Genomic DNA, 15983 nt, shown 5'->3' with positions numbered 1-15983 from the left:
CCTCCATTACTTCAATGTAAGAAATTCTGCAATTGGTCCGAGTACTAACATCGGGAAGAATGTTAATGCACCAACAATTACAATTGTTCCGATGAAAATGCCGCCAAATAAACTATTATCTGTACGGAACGTTCCGACTGTTGCTGGCACAACCGTCTTTTCTTTCAAAGAAGCTGCAACAGCTAGCATCGTAATTAAACTGAAATAGCGCCCTAAAAACATAACTAAACCAGTTGTAATATTCCAAAACGGTGTATTATCCGCTAATCCTTCAAATCCAGACCCATTATTCGCAGCTGACGAGGTGTATTCGTATACCACTTGCGTTAAACCGTGGAAACCGGAATGAGAAATAGCATCCGTCCCTAAACTTGTTGAAAGAGCTAATGCCGAAAATCCTAAAATGAGCAATGGATGAAATAATATCGTTACCGCAATTAATTTCATTTCCTTACCTTCAATTTTCTTACCTAAAAACTCTGGTGTCCGTCCGACCATCAATCCAGATATAAAGACTGCGATAATCGCATACATAATAATGTTCACAAAGCCTGCTCCAACGCCGCCGTATACTGTATTTAACATCATATTTACGAGCGGTACTAACCCACCAATTGGTGTTAACGTATCATGCATCGTATTCACAGCTCCGGTTTCAGCAGCTGTCGTTACTGTTGCGTATAGTGAAGAAAATACTGTTCCGAACCTTACTTCTTTTCCTTCTGTACTTCCTTGTACATGTTCAATACCCATTCCATTTAATGCCGGATTCCCGTTTAGTTCAGATGTCGTAATTGTTATAAATCCTAGTAAAAACACCATGAATAGTGAAACGAAAAGGATGCGACCTTGTTTTTTATTTCCTACCATTCGTCCGTACGTAAATGGAAGTGCTGTTGGCAACAACATCATAAGCATCATTTGCAAAATATTACTCATTTGCCCTGGATTTTCAAAGGGATGTGTGGAGTTGGCTCCGAAAAATCCACCGCCGTTATTTCCAAGTTCCTTAATGGAAACGAATGATGCAACTGGCCCGCGTAATATACTTTGCTTCGCGCCATCAATCGTTTGTGCTGTAAGGGCACCGTCTAACGTTTGTGGTACGCCAAGTGCAACAAACACTAGTGCCGCCATAAATGCGATAGGAAGAAATACTCTCGTTAGTGCTCTCGTAAAATCAACGAAAAAGTTACCGAGTTCTTTTCCAGCAAGCGCTCTTATAAATGCCATAACGAGCGCTAAAGTCGTTGCCGGTGCTGCAAACATTAAGAATGTAATTCCGATTAATTGTGATAAATAAGATAAACCATTTTCACCGCTATAATGCTGTAAGTTTGTATCAGCCATAAAACTAATTGCTGTATTAAAAGCGAGCGTAGGCTCCATTCCTTCAATGTGTGCTGGATTTAATGGCAATACTCCTTGTAGTCTGAAAATGAAATATACGACAACAATCATAAATCCATTTAATAAAACTAATGATAATGCGTACTGTTTCCACGTTTGATTGTATTCTTTTACACCCGTAATTTTAAAAATAAGTTTTTCAAAAGGCCCGAATACTTTATCTAGCTTTTTACTACCTTGAAAAGCTTTCTCTAAATAAATTCCCGTTGGCTTTGCCACAAGAATAAACAATAGCATTGTAATAACGACTGCAACCCAAATCATAATGAATGACTCCCCCTAATTAAAACTTTTCCGGATTTAATAATGCATACACTAAGTACACCGTAATTGCTGCAACAATAACTGATAAAACAATCATCATGATTGCTTCCCTTCTTTCACAACTTTATCTGACCAACTTGCAAGACTTATCATCGATGCAACTAACACAACAAAAATCCCGATCATTACAACATCTAACATGGCTATTCCTCATTTCTAATTGTTAAAATTTACCATTAAAATATTAAAAAAGAACACTGAGCTCTACTCAGTGTTCAAAAAATGAACAACAAAAAGTAAACCTCCTCTCTAAACGCTTACGAGGTTAGCTGTCGGATTCGGGCCTAAAGAGTAGCCCTACTTTCAAAACTGAAAGATTCACCCCAAGTGACGATGCACAAAATTGGTTCCCCCGCTCCATTTCTGGAACTCAGCGATTTTAGGTTTTTTTGGAAAATTTATGAATGATTTATGAGAGTAAATATACTCCTCTATATTTCACTTGTAAAGAGCTAAATTACTGAAAATAAGAAAATATCCATCTATTTAAACGCTTACATTAAGTATTATTAATATTATTCCATCTATTTTCTCGTCTTTTCTTGCTTTTTCATAGAAATGATCTTTTAAATACGAAATAAAAAGAGCGAATGATATGAAGTGCATCGCTTGTTGCACTTCGCATTCGCTCTTTTTTTTCACTATTTATTCTCCTCTTAAAAAAGCACGTAAATTTCTCCCGCGAATATAGACTTGTGACAATTCTGCATGTAGTTGCTCATATTCGATAACATCTGTTTTTAAATATAAGGCGTCTTTTGATGGCAGTATGATATAGGGCTTTGGAAAAGTGGGGTCGAGCATCACCAATTCTTGAACTCGCTCTATCGATACCGCCCAACGATTCGCTATATCTCCTAGTAACAACACCTTCATCTTCTTTTCACCCACCCTATTCAAAAAATAAAAAAGATATATTATCACAATTCGTAAACACGACAAATGCAGCTCCAATTGTTTCATAGAGCCTCGCTGGATATCGTTTATTCCTTGTAACAACAGTAATAGGTGCTTGAAAAGAAAAGCGAATGTGTTCTGTGAAGAAGCTAACGATTGGGAGCTCATCCCCTAGTAAAATTACCTTCTTAATACACTCACAAATACTAGTAAAATCTTGCTCCTTACTACAACTATACGTCCAATCAAATCCACAATTCCTCACTTCGGCCGCTATCTCTTCATTTGCTGTGAAAATAATTAACTCATGTTGATATGCTACTAAATCTATTAAACTATTTACCTTGCTTTCCTCCCCAACACAAATAAGTGTTAGTTCCATGTACCTCATCCTCCTTAGCATAAAAGAACTCAAACGTAGATTAATATTCCCTTATACTAATCGGACCGATGAAGTGATGTATCCATCGTGGCACCGTCCTCTCTCAAGACGCTTACGAAGTTAGCTGTCGGATTCGGGCTTTGAGAGTAGCCCTACTTTCAAATTTGAAAGATTCACCCCGAGTGACACTGCACAAATTGGTTCCTCCGCTCCATATCATTGGACTCAGCGTATTACAAAAAATATATTCTGGCTGATATATTACTCCTGTATTTTGAAAAAGTAAACAGAAAAAAAGCCAGTTATAAAACTGACTTTTTTTTCTTTACACTTGTTCTTTATTCATTTTGTATGCAAAATGATTCGTCGGTCCATGACCACTTCCAATATGCAACGGCTCTTCAATTGCTATACTAATAAATTGTTTTGCTTCTTGAACTGCCTCTTCAATTGAGTATCCTTTCGCAAGTCCAGCTGTAACCGCTGAAGCAAATGTACACCCGCTTCCATGCGTTTGCTTTGAAGGAATTCGTTCACTTCTAAATTCAATAAACTCTTCTCCATCAAAGAGTAAATCAATTACTTCATTACCTTGATATTCTGCATGTCCGCCCTTCATAAGTACATATTTCGCACCTAATTCATGCAGTACTTTTGCAGCTTCTTTACTATCTTCAATGTTATGAATTTCCAGCCCCGTTAACACTTCTGCCTCAGGAACATTCGGCGTTACAACTGTTGCTACTGGCAATAAATATTCTTTTAACGCTTGTACTGCTTCTTGTTGTAATAATGATGCACCGCCCTTAGCAATCATAACAGGGTCTAGTACAATATTATTCCAGCCAAATTTATTAATATATTCTGCTACAATTTGAATAATTTCGCTGCTAAATAACATACCTATTTTTACAGCATCTGGTGTTAAATCCGTACCAATTGAATTCAACTGTTCCGTAATACCTTCTAACGAAACTGGATATACCCCTTGAACGCCAAGCGTGTTTTGAGCAGTAATCGCCGTAATCGCCGTCATTCCGTACACACCAAGCTCTTGGAATGTTTTTAAATCTGCTTGAATGCCGGCACCGCCACCGCTATCAGATCCTGCAATTGTTAAAGCTTTATTTACTTTCATCCCACTCATCCTTTTCTATCCAAAATAACGATGATAAACTGTTTTTGCTTCACTTATATCTTTCGTTCCATGTACAAGTACACGACCATCTTTAAAAGCAACTAATCTCTTTTCTTCCACAGAAAATGATAATAAATATGGATTTACATTTAAATCATTTACACGATCATTCAGCAGCTCTTTGTATCGTTCAAAATCCATTTCCTCTTTATGAGGTGGTCTAATTTGAACTGTATTTCTCCCGCATAAAACTGCTGTTTTCGATGTATTTTCTTTGTTTAAATAAGGATATAATGCATTCTCTCCGCACGAAGGGCAATTATGTTTACGAAGCTTTTGCACATTCATACATGAATATTCATTCTTCCATACATCAAACGATACAAGTCCATCTCGAAGTGATTCGTAATCTTCCACTAACAGTTTAAGAGCTTCCGTTACTTGATGAGAAACGACGAGAGATACAGCAGGTGATATAATCCCCGCTGTATCACATGTCGCTCCGCCAAGCGGAATCGATTGTAATAAACAAGATAAACATGGCGTTTTACTAGGAAGGATTGTGTAAGAAAGGCCGTAACTCCCTACACATGCTCCGTAAATCCATGGAATAGAATATTTTTGTGCTATATCATTCACAATGAAACGCGTTTCGAAATTATCAGTTGCATCAATCATTACATCAACGTTTGTAACGAGTTCTTCTAACTCCTCAGCTGTTACATCTTGAACGAGCGCTTCTACTCTTACTTCACTATTAATCTCTTCTAGACGCTTCTTCGCTGCTACAGCTTTCGGAAGATTATTTTTCACATCACTCTCTGCATACAATTGCTGCCTTTGTAAATTACTCCAATCGACATAATCCCGGTCAACAATCGTTACTGTGCCAACACCAGCTCTTACAAACATTTCTGCATTTGCACTACCTAGTGCGCCTGCGCCGATAATGAGCACATGCTTTTCTCTTATCTTTTGCTGGCCTTCTTCCCCAATCGGAGAAAATAATTCTTGGCGAGAATATCGATTATTCAACTACGCTCATTCCTTCTAAAGGACTACTTGCTGTTGCACAACGTTTACGTGCAATACGACCTGCTTCAAAGCCTAAACGGCCTGCCTCAATACTTAATTTCATTGCTTGTGCCATTTTAATAGGATTTTTTGCTCCTGATACAGCTGTATTTAATAACACACCATCTGCTCCTAATTCCATCGCAAATGCCGCATCAGCCGGGCTACCGATACCAGCATCAACGATAACTGGTACTGTCGCTTGTTCAATAATGAAGCTCAAATTCAATGGATTTACAATACCAAGTCCTGATCCAATTGGAGATGCTCCTGGCATAATCGCATGCACGCCAAGTTCTTGTAATTTACGTGCTAATACAACATCATCAGATGTGTACGGAAGTACGATAAATCCTTCTTCTAGTAACATTTCAGATGCCTTTAACGTCTCTACCGGATCAGGTAATAACGTTCTATCATCACCAATAACTTCTACCTTTATCATGTCGCAAAGCCCTGAAGCTTTTGCTAATTTTGCAATACGAACAGCTTCTTCAGCATTTTTTGCTCCGGCTGTATTCGGTAATAACGTATATTTTTTTACATCAAGTTTCTCTAATAAATTAGGCTGCTTTGCATCAAATATATCCATACGACGTACTGCGAACGTTAAAATTTCTGCCTCAGATACATCAATTGCCTTTTGCTGCACATCAAAATCAGGGAATTTGCCTGTTCCTAATAAAAGTCTAGAATGAAATGAAAATGGTCCAATGTTTAACATAATCAACCGCCTCCTACGAAAGTTACAATCTCAATTTGGTCTCCATCAAAAACAGATGTATCTGTATGATCATCTTTTTGTAAAATATCTTTATTACGCTCTACTACAACAATTCTGTTATCTAACTCTAAATGTGTAAGTAGCTCAGCTACTGTTTTCACACTCTCTGGCACTTCAATTTGATTACCATTAATTTTTAAATTCAAACTTCCATCCCCTTTCTAAACTGTTTTAGAAAGCAATAAATCTAGCAAGTGATTCTCCTGCTTTCCTTCTATTAAATCAGCCATATATTGACCAGAAACAGGACTTAATAAAATGCCGTTTCGATAATGGCCTGTGCAAGCATATAAACCTTTTATTTCTTCATGCTCTCCCATATAAGGAGCTTCATGATTCGATTGTGGTCTTAATCCTGCCCATGCACTTTCCCATTCAGCTTCTTTTAAAGCAGGCAATATTGTATACGCGCGCTCTAATATAGAAGTAATACTTTCTGGTTGCACAGTTTTATTGAACGTACGAGGCTTCATCGTTGCTCCAATTACGTAACGTCCGCCGCGCTTTGGTGCAATGTAAAATCTTTCTTGGAAAATAGGTGCCTTTAAAAGTGGTTTTCTACTTCTTACCGCTACTACTTCTCCTTTAACTGGATATGTACCCCATTCGCGGTGAAAATAACCTAGTAACTTCGTGCTCCATGAGCCACCTGCAATAACAACTTTCTCGCAAGTGATCATACCTTCGCTTGTCACAATTCCAGTCACTTTATTATTTTCAATACGAATATCAAACACTTCTGTTTGCTCATATATATCCGCACCGGAAATTGCCGCAGAATGCGCGAATGCTTTCGTAAGCTCTGGCGCAATAACATGGCCATCTTTCGGATAATATACAGCACCTATAATTGACTCAGATAGATACGGCTCTTGCTCTCGTAAACGATCTCCCCTTAGAAAGTAAGAATCTTCACCGGTTTTCTGCTGCCAATCCATAATATGAAGAATTCTTTCCTTCTCCTCTTCATTTTGAGCAATGCGATAAATGCCTTTCTCTTCATACCCAATATCAATTCCTGTTTTTTCACGTAAAACTTCTGCAAGTTGTGGAAATATAGCACGGCTTTCTCTAGCAAGTTCAAATAGCGGGTCATACTCATCCCATTCTGCCTGCACCCCAAGTAAACCAGCGGCTGCTTTCGAGGCTTCAGATGCAATCTGTTGCTTCTCTACAATCGCTACTTTATGCTCTCTTTCTGCTAGAAAATGTGCAACTGAACTACCAATTACACCACCGCCAATTATCGCTACATCATACTTCTTACACATGTTTTTCCGCCCACTTTCTTATTGATTCCTTATAAGATTTCGCTTTGCTATACGGGTTACTACTACTTATAATCCCAGACATAACAGCAATACCACTGACGCCGTTAGTAAGAACATCTCCAGTGTTTTCCGGAGTGATTCCTCCAATTGCTGTAATCGGTATGGATAAACACTTTGCAATGTCTGAAATTTCTTCAAGCCCTCTCGCTGGCACACCTTTTTTACAATCTGTCGGAAATACATGACCATAGACGAGTGAATCCGCGCCATTCTTAAATGCATCGATCGCCTCTTCTAAAGAATGCACAGAATAACCGACATGCAAATAAGAAAACTTTTCTTTCACTGACCTTACATCTGCGCTTCGATATCCTAGCTGTACACGCGGAATGTTTAATAAAATAGCAATATCAATTCGATCATTTATCACTATTTTTGATGCTGGAAAGCCTTTCTTCAAAAGACTTTCCACACCTTCATACAATTCCTTCGTACTTTTCTCACGCTCACGAATATGCAAATAATCAATTTCACTTTCAATTTGCATCGCTACATTCACTAACTCTTCGAATGACATGTGACCATTTGAGATTACATGAAGCTCATTTTTCATATTCATTCGCCTACTTTAAAATGTTTTCGAATAACTCATCGGCCGGAACGATTTCTTTCGTCATTCCTTTATCTTTCAACCATTTATTTTGTTTCTCCCATGACTCTTTTGAATCTGATAAAAATGGTTCATCCTTCGTTTCCATTTTCTCTAATAAAATTTTCATACTTTCTTTTTCAACTTCTGGTACAAGTGGGAAGTTTTCTTTTTCCTGATGATTTAATAAAATATTTAATGCTTCATCTGGATTTTTCTTCATGAAATCATAACCTTTTTTCGTACCACGTAAGAAAGCTTGCAAAGCTTCTTTATCTTTTTTCAATGTTTTATCACCTGTTACAAATACGAGTTCATGATAATTCGGTACACCGTAATCTGCTGGATTAAAGTATGCTGGTTCATGACCTTCATGACGCATAACAGGTACTTCATGGTTAATGTATGCCCCTGTTACCGCATCCACTTTTTTCGTAATTAATGCTGGTACTAAATCAAAACCAACATCGACTACTTTCACTGTATCTGGATTACCACCAGCTTCTTTTACCATCGTTTTTAAATACATCTCACTTAAAGGTGTTCCAGAATATCCAACTGTTTTACCCTCTAAATCTTTTGGCGATTGAATGCCTGCAGACTTCAGCGATACAACATGATTTAATGGTGAACGTACGACAGCTCCAATTGATTTCACTGGAATTTGTTCATTTGCTTTTGCCATGACAACATCTGGCTGATAATATAAGCCAACCGTTACTTTTCCTGCAGCTGCTAACGTTAATGGGTCAGTCGGATTGGAAGGGAATTTAATATTCACCTTTACTCCTTCTTCTTTAAAGTAACCTTTTTCAATTGCCGCATAAATAAAGCTATGTACCGCATTTGGGTACCAATCAAGCATGACCGTTATTTCTTTTTCTTTTTTATTCTTATCTGATGCTGAATTACTCGAACATCCAGCAATCATTGCAACTAATAATGTAAGCACAAAGATGCGTTTTAAAAATTTCATGAATGCTTCCTCCAACTAATGAATTTCTTTTCTAATACCGAAATAAGTACGACGAAGAAAATAGCTAATAATGATAACAATACAATGGGTGCAAATACACCTGCCCCGTCTAATTGCGTCATCATTCTCTTACTGAAATATCCTAGCCCCGCTTGTGCACCGAGCCATTCACCAATTGCCGCCCCAATTACACTAAGCGGTACTGCAATTTTTAAAGCTGAGAAAAAATAAGGAAGAGCAGACGGCAATTTTAATTTAAGAAAAACATCTTTTTTCGTTGCCCCATACGTAACTAAAAGCTCTTCCCATTCTTTTTTCGTACTGCGCAGTCCATCATACGTATTAACCGCAATTGGGAAAAACGTAATTAAAACCGTAACAACGACCTTACTCCAAATCGTATATCCAAACCATAAAACGAAAAGCGGAGCAAGCGCTGTAATAGGAATCGTTTGTGAGGCAACTAATAATGGATAAAATGCTCTCTCCATCCAATTACTCGCATTCATTAACATCGCTAGCCCTACTCCAAGTACGATAGAAATAGCCACCCCTATTAAAACGACATATAATGTTGCTGGCAAATGAACCGTAAATAATATGTCTTTTAGTTTCCATATCTTCATTACAATTGCAGACGGTGACGGTAAAATGTACATTTCATCTACAATTCTTGCGCCTACTTCCCAAAGAGCAAGTAAAATACTAGAAAGTGTAAGAGCAGGTAATAGCTCCTTCAACCGGTTCATCATGCGAGTACCTGCCTTTGCAACATACTAAGAAGCTCATCTTTCAGTGCTAATACTTCTGGTTTATATAAATCTTTTCTTGTCCGATTACAATCAAGCGGTACAATCCTCTCGGTTAAAGTAGTTATCGGTTGATTTTCTACAACTAAAATTCGATTAGAAAGAAACAATGCTTCTTCCACATCATGAGTGATAAATAAAATTGTTTTTTCCCACTCTTTCCATTGTTCAAACAACCACTCCTGCAAAGATGCCTTCGTTAAAGCATCCAACGCGCTAAACGGTTCATCTAAGAGCAATATCTCTCCGCCTGTTAATAAAGTTCGAATGAAAGATACGCGTTGCCTCATACCACCAGATAAATCTTTCGGATATTTTGTCTCATACCCTTGTAAGCCAAATTTGTGTAACAGTTCCTTTGCCTTTATTTGTGCTTCTTTCTTCTGTACACCTTGGCACTCTAGCGGCAGGGCCGCATTCTCAATAATCGTTCTCCATGGCAGGAGCATATCTTTTTGGGGCATATACCCTACAGGATGGCTCTTTGTTTCTGTTAGTTCTATCTGTCCCGTACTCGCTTCTTCTAAACCTGTAATAAGGCGAAATAAAGTACTTTTCCCGCATCCACTCGGTCCGATAATGCTTACAAACTCTTTATCTTGTATAGAAGCATTTAATTCATTAATGATTGGCTTCTCATCATAATGAAAAGAAACATTATGAAACTGTAGTATGTTCTTGCTCCTCAAATCCCCACATCTCCTTACGGTAGGACATATCCCAGAATAAATATTCAAATCGACTGGAATATAGGAAAATCTCCTCTAATCGATCTAGCTCTTTTTCAGACTTTCCAACTGCCATTTCATTTAATAAATCGATTAACCAAACACAAAGGTTGCCATATTCTTCAGAGCTATAGCCTTGAATCCACTCACCAAAGAACTCATGATCTCTTGCTTCAGGAATATCATTTAAACGCTTTCCAATCTCCCAGTAGCTCCACATACATGGAAGAAGTGCTGCTATTAATTCCGCAAGTGTGCCATTTTGAGATACAGACATCATGTAATTTGTATAAGCTAAATTTTTAGCAGATGGCTTTGCAGACTCTATCTCCTCTATAGAAATTCCAAGTCTTTTTGCATACTGTTTATGAATTGTCATTTCTCCATTTAATATCCCATCAATTTGTTCAGCAAATTTCCCCATAACTTGTGGATTTGTTGCCTTTACAACACCGATCGCATATAACTTTGCATAATCTAACAAGTATAAATAATCTTGAATAATATAATACTGAAACTTATCTTTTTCTAACGTACCATCCCCCATACCTACAACAAATGGATGATTATGACTCATCTCCCAAACTGGTTGTACAGTTTCTAATAATCTATCGCAAAATTTCATTTCTCTATCCCCTTTCAATTTATATATCTAAATAAAAAACCACTTCTAAATAAGAAGTGGTTACAGCAAATAAAATTATAATTTATTCGTTGCTCCACTTCCCTTCGCTAGTATTATCTAGATCAGGTCTGTAAGGGTTAAGGATTATTCCTCTCTCAGCACAACAAGCACCCCTAGTGGTTTCAATATGAAATTTTCAAATAAAAAAGCCCCGTTTCTATACGCAAAGAAACGGGGACTCATTATTAGTGTCCGAATTGCTTCCCTACGCTAGCATAATCTAGATCAGGTAATAAAAAGGATCAAAGACTTAAGGTCTTACTCTCAGCTGGCAACACCAGCTCTCCTAGCAAACTATAAAATTATCACTGTCAGTATAACACCGTAATAAGACATCATCAACTGTTTTAATTTTCTCAATTGTCAACAAAATAACAAAACCATATAATACTTATATTCTATCTCAGAAATTATTATCCTCAAAAAATTTATTTTTATATTGATTTCATATTACATTTATGTGAATACACCCACTATATTATATCTTTATACTATAATAAAATTACAACTATACAACTAGAGGAGGTCTCTATTATATGAATATGAAAGCTACTGCTTTAACAGCAACTACTGTCGCAATTGCTTCTTTACTTCCTTCTATGGGAGAAACAAATGTACAAACAGCCAACGCTGAACAATTATCTAATGTGAAAACTGGATATGTCAAAGTCGATCAAGTAACCTTACATACAAAAGATAACGCAAATAGCTCATCAATTGATACAATTCGCTTTAATACGAAAGTGAATATACTTGAAACAACTAATGGCTGGTATAAAGTATCTGTTAATAATAAAGTAGGTTACGTACAAAAAGATTCTATTCTACTAAAAAACAAACTTCAATCTAATAATCAATATATCGTCAATGCCAATGCATTAAACGTTCGTTCTGAACCTAATTTAGAATCTTCAATTTTAGATGTATTACCAAATGGGAAATTCGTTACTATTCAAGAAGAACAAGGTGAATGGTATAAAATTTTACATAATGGCAAAACAGGTTACGTACAAAAGGCATTCGTATCTAATGGTTCACAGCCTTTAGTAAAAGGCATCACAGTTCAAAATAATACGAAATACACAGTTGCAACACCTAAACTTAATGTGCGTAGCAATGCTAGTACAAGTAGCGCACTACTTGGTTCATTACAAAATGGTACACAATTACAAGTAGTGGAAACTGTAGGAACTTGGTATAAAATTCGTTTTGGCACAGGATACGGATATGTGGCAAAGCATTATGTAGTGCAAAATCAAACGCAATCACAAGCTCAAACGGCTCAACCTACTTCCATTCCAGCCGTTTTCAAATTCCCTACTCAAGGAAAAATTAGCTCAACATTTGATATGCGCTGGGAACAAATGCATTATGGTATAGATATCGCAGCTCAGGGTAATGTCTCTATCCAGGCTGCTGCGGCAGGTAAAGTCGTGAAATCATATTATTCAGCTAGCTATGGCAATGTTGTGTTCATCGCCCATCAAATAAACGGGAAATTATATACAACAGTCTATGCTCACATGAAAGATCGCACTGTACAAGCTGGTGATCAAGTACAAGCTGGACAATTAGTAGGTCATATGGGAAACACAGGTCATTCATACGGGCAACATCTTCATTTTGAATTACACAATGGAGAATGGAATTTTGAAAAAACAAATGCAGTAAACCCACTGCCATATTTAGTTAGGTAAATTGTATGCCACGCAATATCAATATACCTCTCTTAATTGAATACTTAGCCTTTTTAGGCTTAATCTGTTGCTTAGTAATTTATAATACAAATACTGTATTTTTATCTATTATCATTGCTTTTGTTGCTTTAGAAATTATGATGGAAGCTTTTCAAGTTCAACTAAAACAAAAAATTGCCCATATTTATAATGCCATCTTTCTATTAAGTGCTTTAATAACAAATATTATTAGTAATGGTTTTTATTTATCTACCGTATTTCCCGTATTTTTTATGGCTGTTTTATTATTCATAGCTAGATACATTCATGTCCCTAATAACAAAAAACACGAACAAGAAGCTTAGAAAGAGGAGACACTGTGTACCAATCTTTCAAAGATAATCCGATAAAATATATATTGAATTTATACAAAAAAACAAATACTTTTTTTGGTATACAAGGAAGCTATACGGCACAATTTCTCCTTTATGGAATGTTATTTCTCGTCTTAATTACATTCTCCTTGCTTTACTAATAAAAAAAGGATCTCACAATTGAGATCCTTTTTAATTTATATAGAAAGTGCCCTTTATCCACAAGCATATTTTTCATAAATAAAGCTAAGATTATATTTTTTCTCTAAGCTCATTCTTTGTTCATCATCACACCAATAGAACAGAATATCATGAATCGTTGCATAACGCTTATTTTTAAGAAACAGTTTAAAGAAAGATGGTAAACAGTCATGTAATTGTATAAATATATAATTGCGTAATATTTCTTCTTTATATTTAATGCCCTTACAAATATACAATAATTCTTCACAATAATATGCATGTTGTGGAACTTGGATCATTTCAAAAAATGGCACATATGATAATAACTTTCCAATAAAATGATCATATCGATCCATTATCCCTATCGTCATATGCTCCATCATATCTTTCATTACATATAAATAATCATCTACATGAGTAGTCTTGAGTGGGTCTAATCGATCTGAAATTTGAGAAAGTACAGCCCTTTGGCAAGCTAACACCGCTTGACTAGGTCCATAATATGATAGAAAGTCTGTACACTTACGATACTTTCGTAATAAATCATATGTATATAAGTCATAAACAAAAGTATTACAATACATCGCTAAACTCATCATATCACTATTTAATTGCTCTTTTGATAGTGACTTAGCTCTCTTACACATATAAAAAAATGTAAATTCTAATACTTCTTTATGGGATAATAAATGTTTACAGTCTGTTATACATTTCTCATTAAATTTCACTCTATCCCAAATTTCTACATCTCCATCAGTTAATTCACCAATACGATATTTAATTATTAAATAGTTTAAAGCAACCGCCTGCGTCAAAAGGTCCCACGTTTCATATTCCAATGAAGTATGAACAAACTCAGCTAGCCCTTGAGTTACCATAAAAGTATTCGCTTCTTCATACCAACCAATTTCTTGGCATAAGCGAAGAATACGTACTAAAGTTGGAATTTCGTCTTTATGAAATTGCGGTAAATTCTTTGCTTTATTCATTCCATATACGATAAATGCCGCTAAATTTTCTTCTTTATAAAATTCTTTTTCTTTCCACACTAATATAGTTCGTTCTTTCCCTTCACCTTTTGGATGACAAGGTACAAGCAAAGAAAATAATTCAGCGAAATTATTTGGTTCTATATATGTATCTGTAACCAAATTCCAATTTGGATCGCGCTGTACAGCCTTCATATAATTCCCCTTCCCTTTTATCTACATAGGAAATATTAATCCATTATCACATCATTAACAATAAATATTGTTATATTCGAAATCAATCATAATACTTATATCTATCAGTATATCATTTTTTCTCTTATTTATAATTAGGAATGACAAATTTAAATAAACTGTCGAAATTACTAACTGTATACTTATTATATAATGGCTCAGATACATCATGCTAACATATTAGCTTAACCCTATATACTAGAATAATGTATCTGATTTTTATACGTAACGTATTACACTAATTAAAGTCTCACTTCATTCCGTATGCTCTGATATTTCACTTAAAGCAAATCCCGCTTGATCATCTGCCGATTCTTTTATAGCTAAATCTCCTAGTGCTAACATCCCAACGAGTTGACCACTCTCAACTACTGGCAATCGTCTAATTTGATACTGTGCCATTAACTCTGTAGCCTTTTCAATAGGATCATCTGGAGAAACTGAAACAATGTTTTTTGTCATTACATTTGTAATTTTATTAGATCCAGGATGTTTTTCAGCAATCCCTCGAACAACTAAATCTCGGTCCGTAACAAGACCAACAACTTGTTCATTTTCAACGACCGGGATCAATCCAATCGATTCTTCTTTCATCTTTACAGCAGCTTCATATACATTGTCTAACGGTGTACACTGTACAATATGAGTGCTCATCAAGTCTCTCACTCGTGTCATTTGTATCTCCTCCTTTTTATACATACCATAGCTTTTCCTAAATCCCTTTATTTATTTCAGGAAAATCAGTTGATAAAGGAGAATGAACGCACAATAAAAAAGAGTCAGCATATTGCTGACTCTTTTTTTATGACCCGTACGGGATTCGAACCCGTGTTACCGCCGTGAAAGGGCGGTGTCTTAACCACTTGACCAACGGGCCATGGCTCCGCAGGTAGGACTCGAACCTACGACCGATCGGTTAACAGCCGATAGCTCTACCACTGAGCTACTGCGGAATAATATATGGTGGGCCTAAATGGACTCGAACCATCGACCTCACGCTTATCAGGCGTGCGCTCTAACCAGCTGAGCTATAGGCCCATATACTTTACAGGGGCAGTAGGAATCGAACCCACACTGGAGGTTTTGGAGACCTCAGTTCTACCTTTAAACTATGCCCCTAAAGGATGCCGACTAGAGGACTTGAACCCCCAACCTACTGATTACAAGTCAGTTGCTCTACCAATTGAGCTAAGTCGGCATAAAAAAATGGTGGCTCGGGACGGAATCGAACCGCCGACACGAGGATTTTCAGTCCTCTGCTCTACCGACTGAGCTACCGAGCCAAACATAAATGGCGGTCCCGACCGGGGTCGAACCGGCGATCTCCTGCGTGACAGGCAGGCATGTTAACCACTACACCACGGGACCATTTGGTTGCGGGGACAGGATTTGAACCTGCG

Annotated in this window: 20 protein-coding genes, 7 tRNA genes and 4 riboswitches; of the genes, 2 read left to right on the top strand and 25 right to left on the bottom strand. The window is 36.7% G+C overall.

Annotation, left to right across the window (positions count from 1 at the left end; genetic code table 11):
- Nucleotides 1-6: 6 nt before the first annotated feature.
- The 16 genes from kdpA to tenA form a co-directional block, all read right to left on the bottom strand.
- Nucleotides 7-1674 carry a potassium-transporting ATPase subunit KdpA gene (gene kdpA, locus MR147_RS25850; protein ID WP_242304855.1) on the bottom strand — a complete coding sequence of 556 codons (1668 nt, stop codon included), beginning with the start codon at nucleotides 1672-1674 and terminating at the stop codon, nucleotides 7-9.
- 19 nt (nucleotides 1675-1693) lie between these two features.
- Nucleotides 1694-1771: a K(+)-transporting ATPase subunit F gene (gene kdpF / locus MR147_RS25845; RefSeq protein WP_223153441.1), complete on the bottom strand. Its 78-nt coding sequence runs from the start codon at nucleotides 1769-1771 to the stop codon at nucleotides 1694-1696.
- On the bottom strand, nucleotides 1771-1875 hold the full coding sequence (locus MR147_RS25840) for a hypothetical protein (protein WP_000887891.1): 105 nt from the start codon (nucleotides 1873-1875) through the stop codon (nucleotides 1771-1773). Before MR147_RS25840 ends, kdpF begins: the two co-directional genes overlap by 1 nt.
- A gap of 99 nt (nucleotides 1876-1974) precedes the next feature.
- Nucleotides 1975-2120, bottom strand: a riboswitch (cyclic di-AMP (ydaO/yuaA leader).
- 100 nt (nucleotides 2121-2220) lie between these two features.
- A complete protein-coding gene (locus MR147_RS25835; protein WP_242304864.1) occupies nucleotides 2221-2376 on the bottom strand; it encodes a hypothetical protein in 156 nt (51 codons plus the stop codon).
- Nucleotides 2377-2379: 3 nt separating this feature from the next.
- Nucleotides 2380-2610: a hypothetical protein gene (locus MR147_RS25830; protein WP_242304854.1), complete on the bottom strand. Its 231-nt coding sequence runs from the start codon at nucleotides 2608-2610 to the stop codon at nucleotides 2380-2382.
- A gap of 16 nt (nucleotides 2611-2626) precedes the next feature.
- The gene (locus tag MR147_RS25825) at nucleotides 2627-3013 is read right to left on the bottom strand and encodes a hypothetical protein (protein ID WP_000424076.1); all 387 of its coding nucleotides are present in this window, start codon (nucleotides 3011-3013) and stop codon (nucleotides 2627-2629) included.
- A gap of 93 nt (nucleotides 3014-3106) precedes the next feature.
- Nucleotides 3107-3254, bottom strand: a riboswitch (cyclic di-AMP (ydaO/yuaA leader).
- Nucleotides 3255-3338: 84 nt separating this feature from the next.
- Nucleotides 3339-4151, bottom strand: a complete 813-nt coding sequence (gene thiD / locus MR147_RS25820) for a bifunctional hydroxymethylpyrimidine kinase/phosphomethylpyrimidine kinase (RefSeq protein WP_242304853.1) — start codon at nucleotides 4149-4151, stop codon at nucleotides 3339-3341.
- Between the two features lie 15 nt (nucleotides 4152-4166).
- On the bottom strand, nucleotides 4167-5186 hold the full coding sequence (gene thiF, locus MR147_RS25815) for a thiazole biosynthesis adenylyltransferase ThiF (RefSeq protein WP_242304852.1): 1020 nt from the start codon (nucleotides 5184-5186) through the stop codon (nucleotides 4167-4169).
- The gene (gene thiG, locus MR147_RS25810; protein ID WP_074608937.1) at nucleotides 5179-5949 is read right to left on the bottom strand and encodes a thiazole synthase; all 771 of its coding nucleotides are present in this window, start codon (nucleotides 5947-5949) and stop codon (nucleotides 5179-5181) included. The genes thiF and thiG overlap by 8 nt, the downstream gene beginning before the upstream one ends.
- Nucleotides 5950-5951: 2 nt before the next feature.
- Complete coding sequence (thiS, locus tag MR147_RS25805; protein WP_001049505.1) at nucleotides 5952-6155, bottom strand: sulfur carrier protein ThiS; 204 nt, start codon at nucleotides 6153-6155, stop codon at nucleotides 5952-5954.
- A 15-nt stretch (nucleotides 6156-6170) separates the two neighbouring features.
- Complete coding sequence (gene thiO / locus MR147_RS25800; protein WP_242304851.1) at nucleotides 6171-7280, bottom strand: glycine oxidase ThiO; 1110 nt, start codon at nucleotides 7278-7280, stop codon at nucleotides 6171-6173.
- Complete coding sequence (gene tenI, locus MR147_RS25795; protein WP_000787179.1) at nucleotides 7273-7893, bottom strand: thiazole tautomerase TenI; 621 nt, start codon at nucleotides 7891-7893, stop codon at nucleotides 7273-7275. Before tenI ends, thiO begins: the two co-directional genes overlap by 8 nt.
- A 10-nt stretch (nucleotides 7894-7903) precedes the next feature.
- Nucleotides 7904-8905, bottom strand: a complete 1002-nt coding sequence (locus MR147_RS25790) for an ABC transporter substrate-binding protein (protein WP_000670443.1) — start codon at nucleotides 8903-8905, stop codon at nucleotides 7904-7906.
- The gene (locus MR147_RS25785) at nucleotides 8902-9654 is read right to left on the bottom strand and encodes an ABC transporter permease (protein ID WP_044790963.1); all 753 of its coding nucleotides are present in this window, start codon (nucleotides 9652-9654) and stop codon (nucleotides 8902-8904) included. Before MR147_RS25785 ends, MR147_RS25790 begins: the two co-directional genes overlap by 4 nt.
- The gene (locus MR147_RS25780; RefSeq protein ID WP_242304850.1) at nucleotides 9654-10403 is read right to left on the bottom strand and encodes an ABC transporter ATP-binding protein; all 750 of its coding nucleotides are present in this window, start codon (nucleotides 10401-10403) and stop codon (nucleotides 9654-9656) included. The genes MR147_RS25785 and MR147_RS25780 overlap by 1 nt, the downstream gene beginning before the upstream one ends.
- Nucleotides 10372-11067, bottom strand: coding sequence for a thiaminase II (gene tenA, locus MR147_RS25775; protein ID WP_242304849.1), 696 nt, complete (start codon nucleotides 11065-11067; stop codon nucleotides 10372-10374). The genes MR147_RS25780 and tenA overlap by 32 nt, the downstream gene beginning before the upstream one ends.
- Before the next feature lie 82 nt (nucleotides 11068-11149).
- Nucleotides 11150-11252: riboswitch (TPP riboswitch) on the bottom strand.
- 60 nt (nucleotides 11253-11312) lie between these two features.
- A riboswitch (TPP riboswitch) is annotated at nucleotides 11313-11425 on the bottom strand.
- A 238-nt stretch (nucleotides 11426-11663) separates the two neighbouring features.
- Here tenA and MR147_RS25770 point away from each other — a divergent pair.
- Both MR147_RS25770 and MR147_RS25765 read left to right on the top strand, forming a co-directional pair.
- A complete protein-coding gene (locus MR147_RS25770; protein WP_074608932.1) occupies nucleotides 11664-12824 on the top strand; it encodes an SH3 domain-containing protein in 1161 nt (386 codons plus the stop codon).
- A 5-nt stretch (nucleotides 12825-12829) separates the two neighbouring features.
- Nucleotides 12830-13168 (top strand): hypothetical protein, encoded by a 339-nt coding sequence (locus MR147_RS25765; RefSeq protein WP_001137811.1) that lies wholly within the window; start codon nucleotides 12830-12832, stop codon nucleotides 13166-13168.
- A 224-nt stretch (nucleotides 13169-13392) separates the two neighbouring features.
- Here the strand turns inward: MR147_RS25765 and MR147_RS25760 are convergent, their stop codons facing one another.
- The 9 genes from MR147_RS25760 to MR147_RS25720 all read right to left on the bottom strand — a co-directional run bounded on the left by MR147_RS25760 (nucleotide 13393) and on the right by MR147_RS25720 (nucleotide 15951).
- Nucleotides 13393-14544 carry a DUF3965 domain-containing protein gene (locus MR147_RS25760; RefSeq protein ID WP_000648924.1) on the bottom strand — a complete coding sequence of 384 codons (1152 nt, stop codon included), beginning with the start codon at nucleotides 14542-14544 and terminating at the stop codon, nucleotides 13393-13395.
- A gap of 294 nt (nucleotides 14545-14838) precedes the next feature.
- Entirely contained in the window at nucleotides 14839-15258 is a 420-nt protein-coding gene (locus MR147_RS25755; RefSeq protein ID WP_000199015.1) for a CBS domain-containing protein, read from the bottom strand.
- Nucleotides 15259-15388: 130 nt separating this feature from the next.
- Nucleotides 15389-15460 (bottom strand) — tRNA-Glu (locus MR147_RS25750).
- A 1-nt stretch (nucleotide 15461) separates the two neighbouring features.
- Nucleotides 15462-15536: transfer RNA gene (locus MR147_RS25745), tRNA-Asn, on the bottom strand.
- A gap of 8 nt (nucleotides 15537-15544) precedes the next feature.
- A tRNA-Ile gene (locus MR147_RS25740) sits at nucleotides 15545-15621 on the bottom strand.
- 10 nt (nucleotides 15622-15631) lie between these two features.
- Nucleotides 15632-15702, bottom strand: a tRNA-Trp gene (locus MR147_RS25735).
- A gap of 6 nt (nucleotides 15703-15708) precedes the next feature.
- Nucleotides 15709-15781 (bottom strand) — tRNA-Thr (locus MR147_RS25730).
- A 9-nt stretch (nucleotides 15782-15790) separates the two neighbouring features.
- Nucleotides 15791-15866: transfer RNA gene (locus MR147_RS25725), tRNA-Phe, on the bottom strand.
- Nucleotides 15867-15875: 9 nt separating this feature from the next.
- A tRNA-Asp gene (locus MR147_RS25720) sits at nucleotides 15876-15951 on the bottom strand.
- Nucleotides 15952-15983 lie beyond the last annotated feature (32 nt).

It is taken from the genome of Bacillus cereus group sp. BfR-BA-01350 (genome assembly GCF_022663775.1).
In the GTDB taxonomy this organism is placed as follows: Bacteria; Bacillota; Bacilli; order Bacillales; family Bacillaceae_G; genus Bacillus_A; species Bacillus_A paranthracis.
This window is presented reverse-complemented; position numbering and strand designations above follow the sequence as displayed.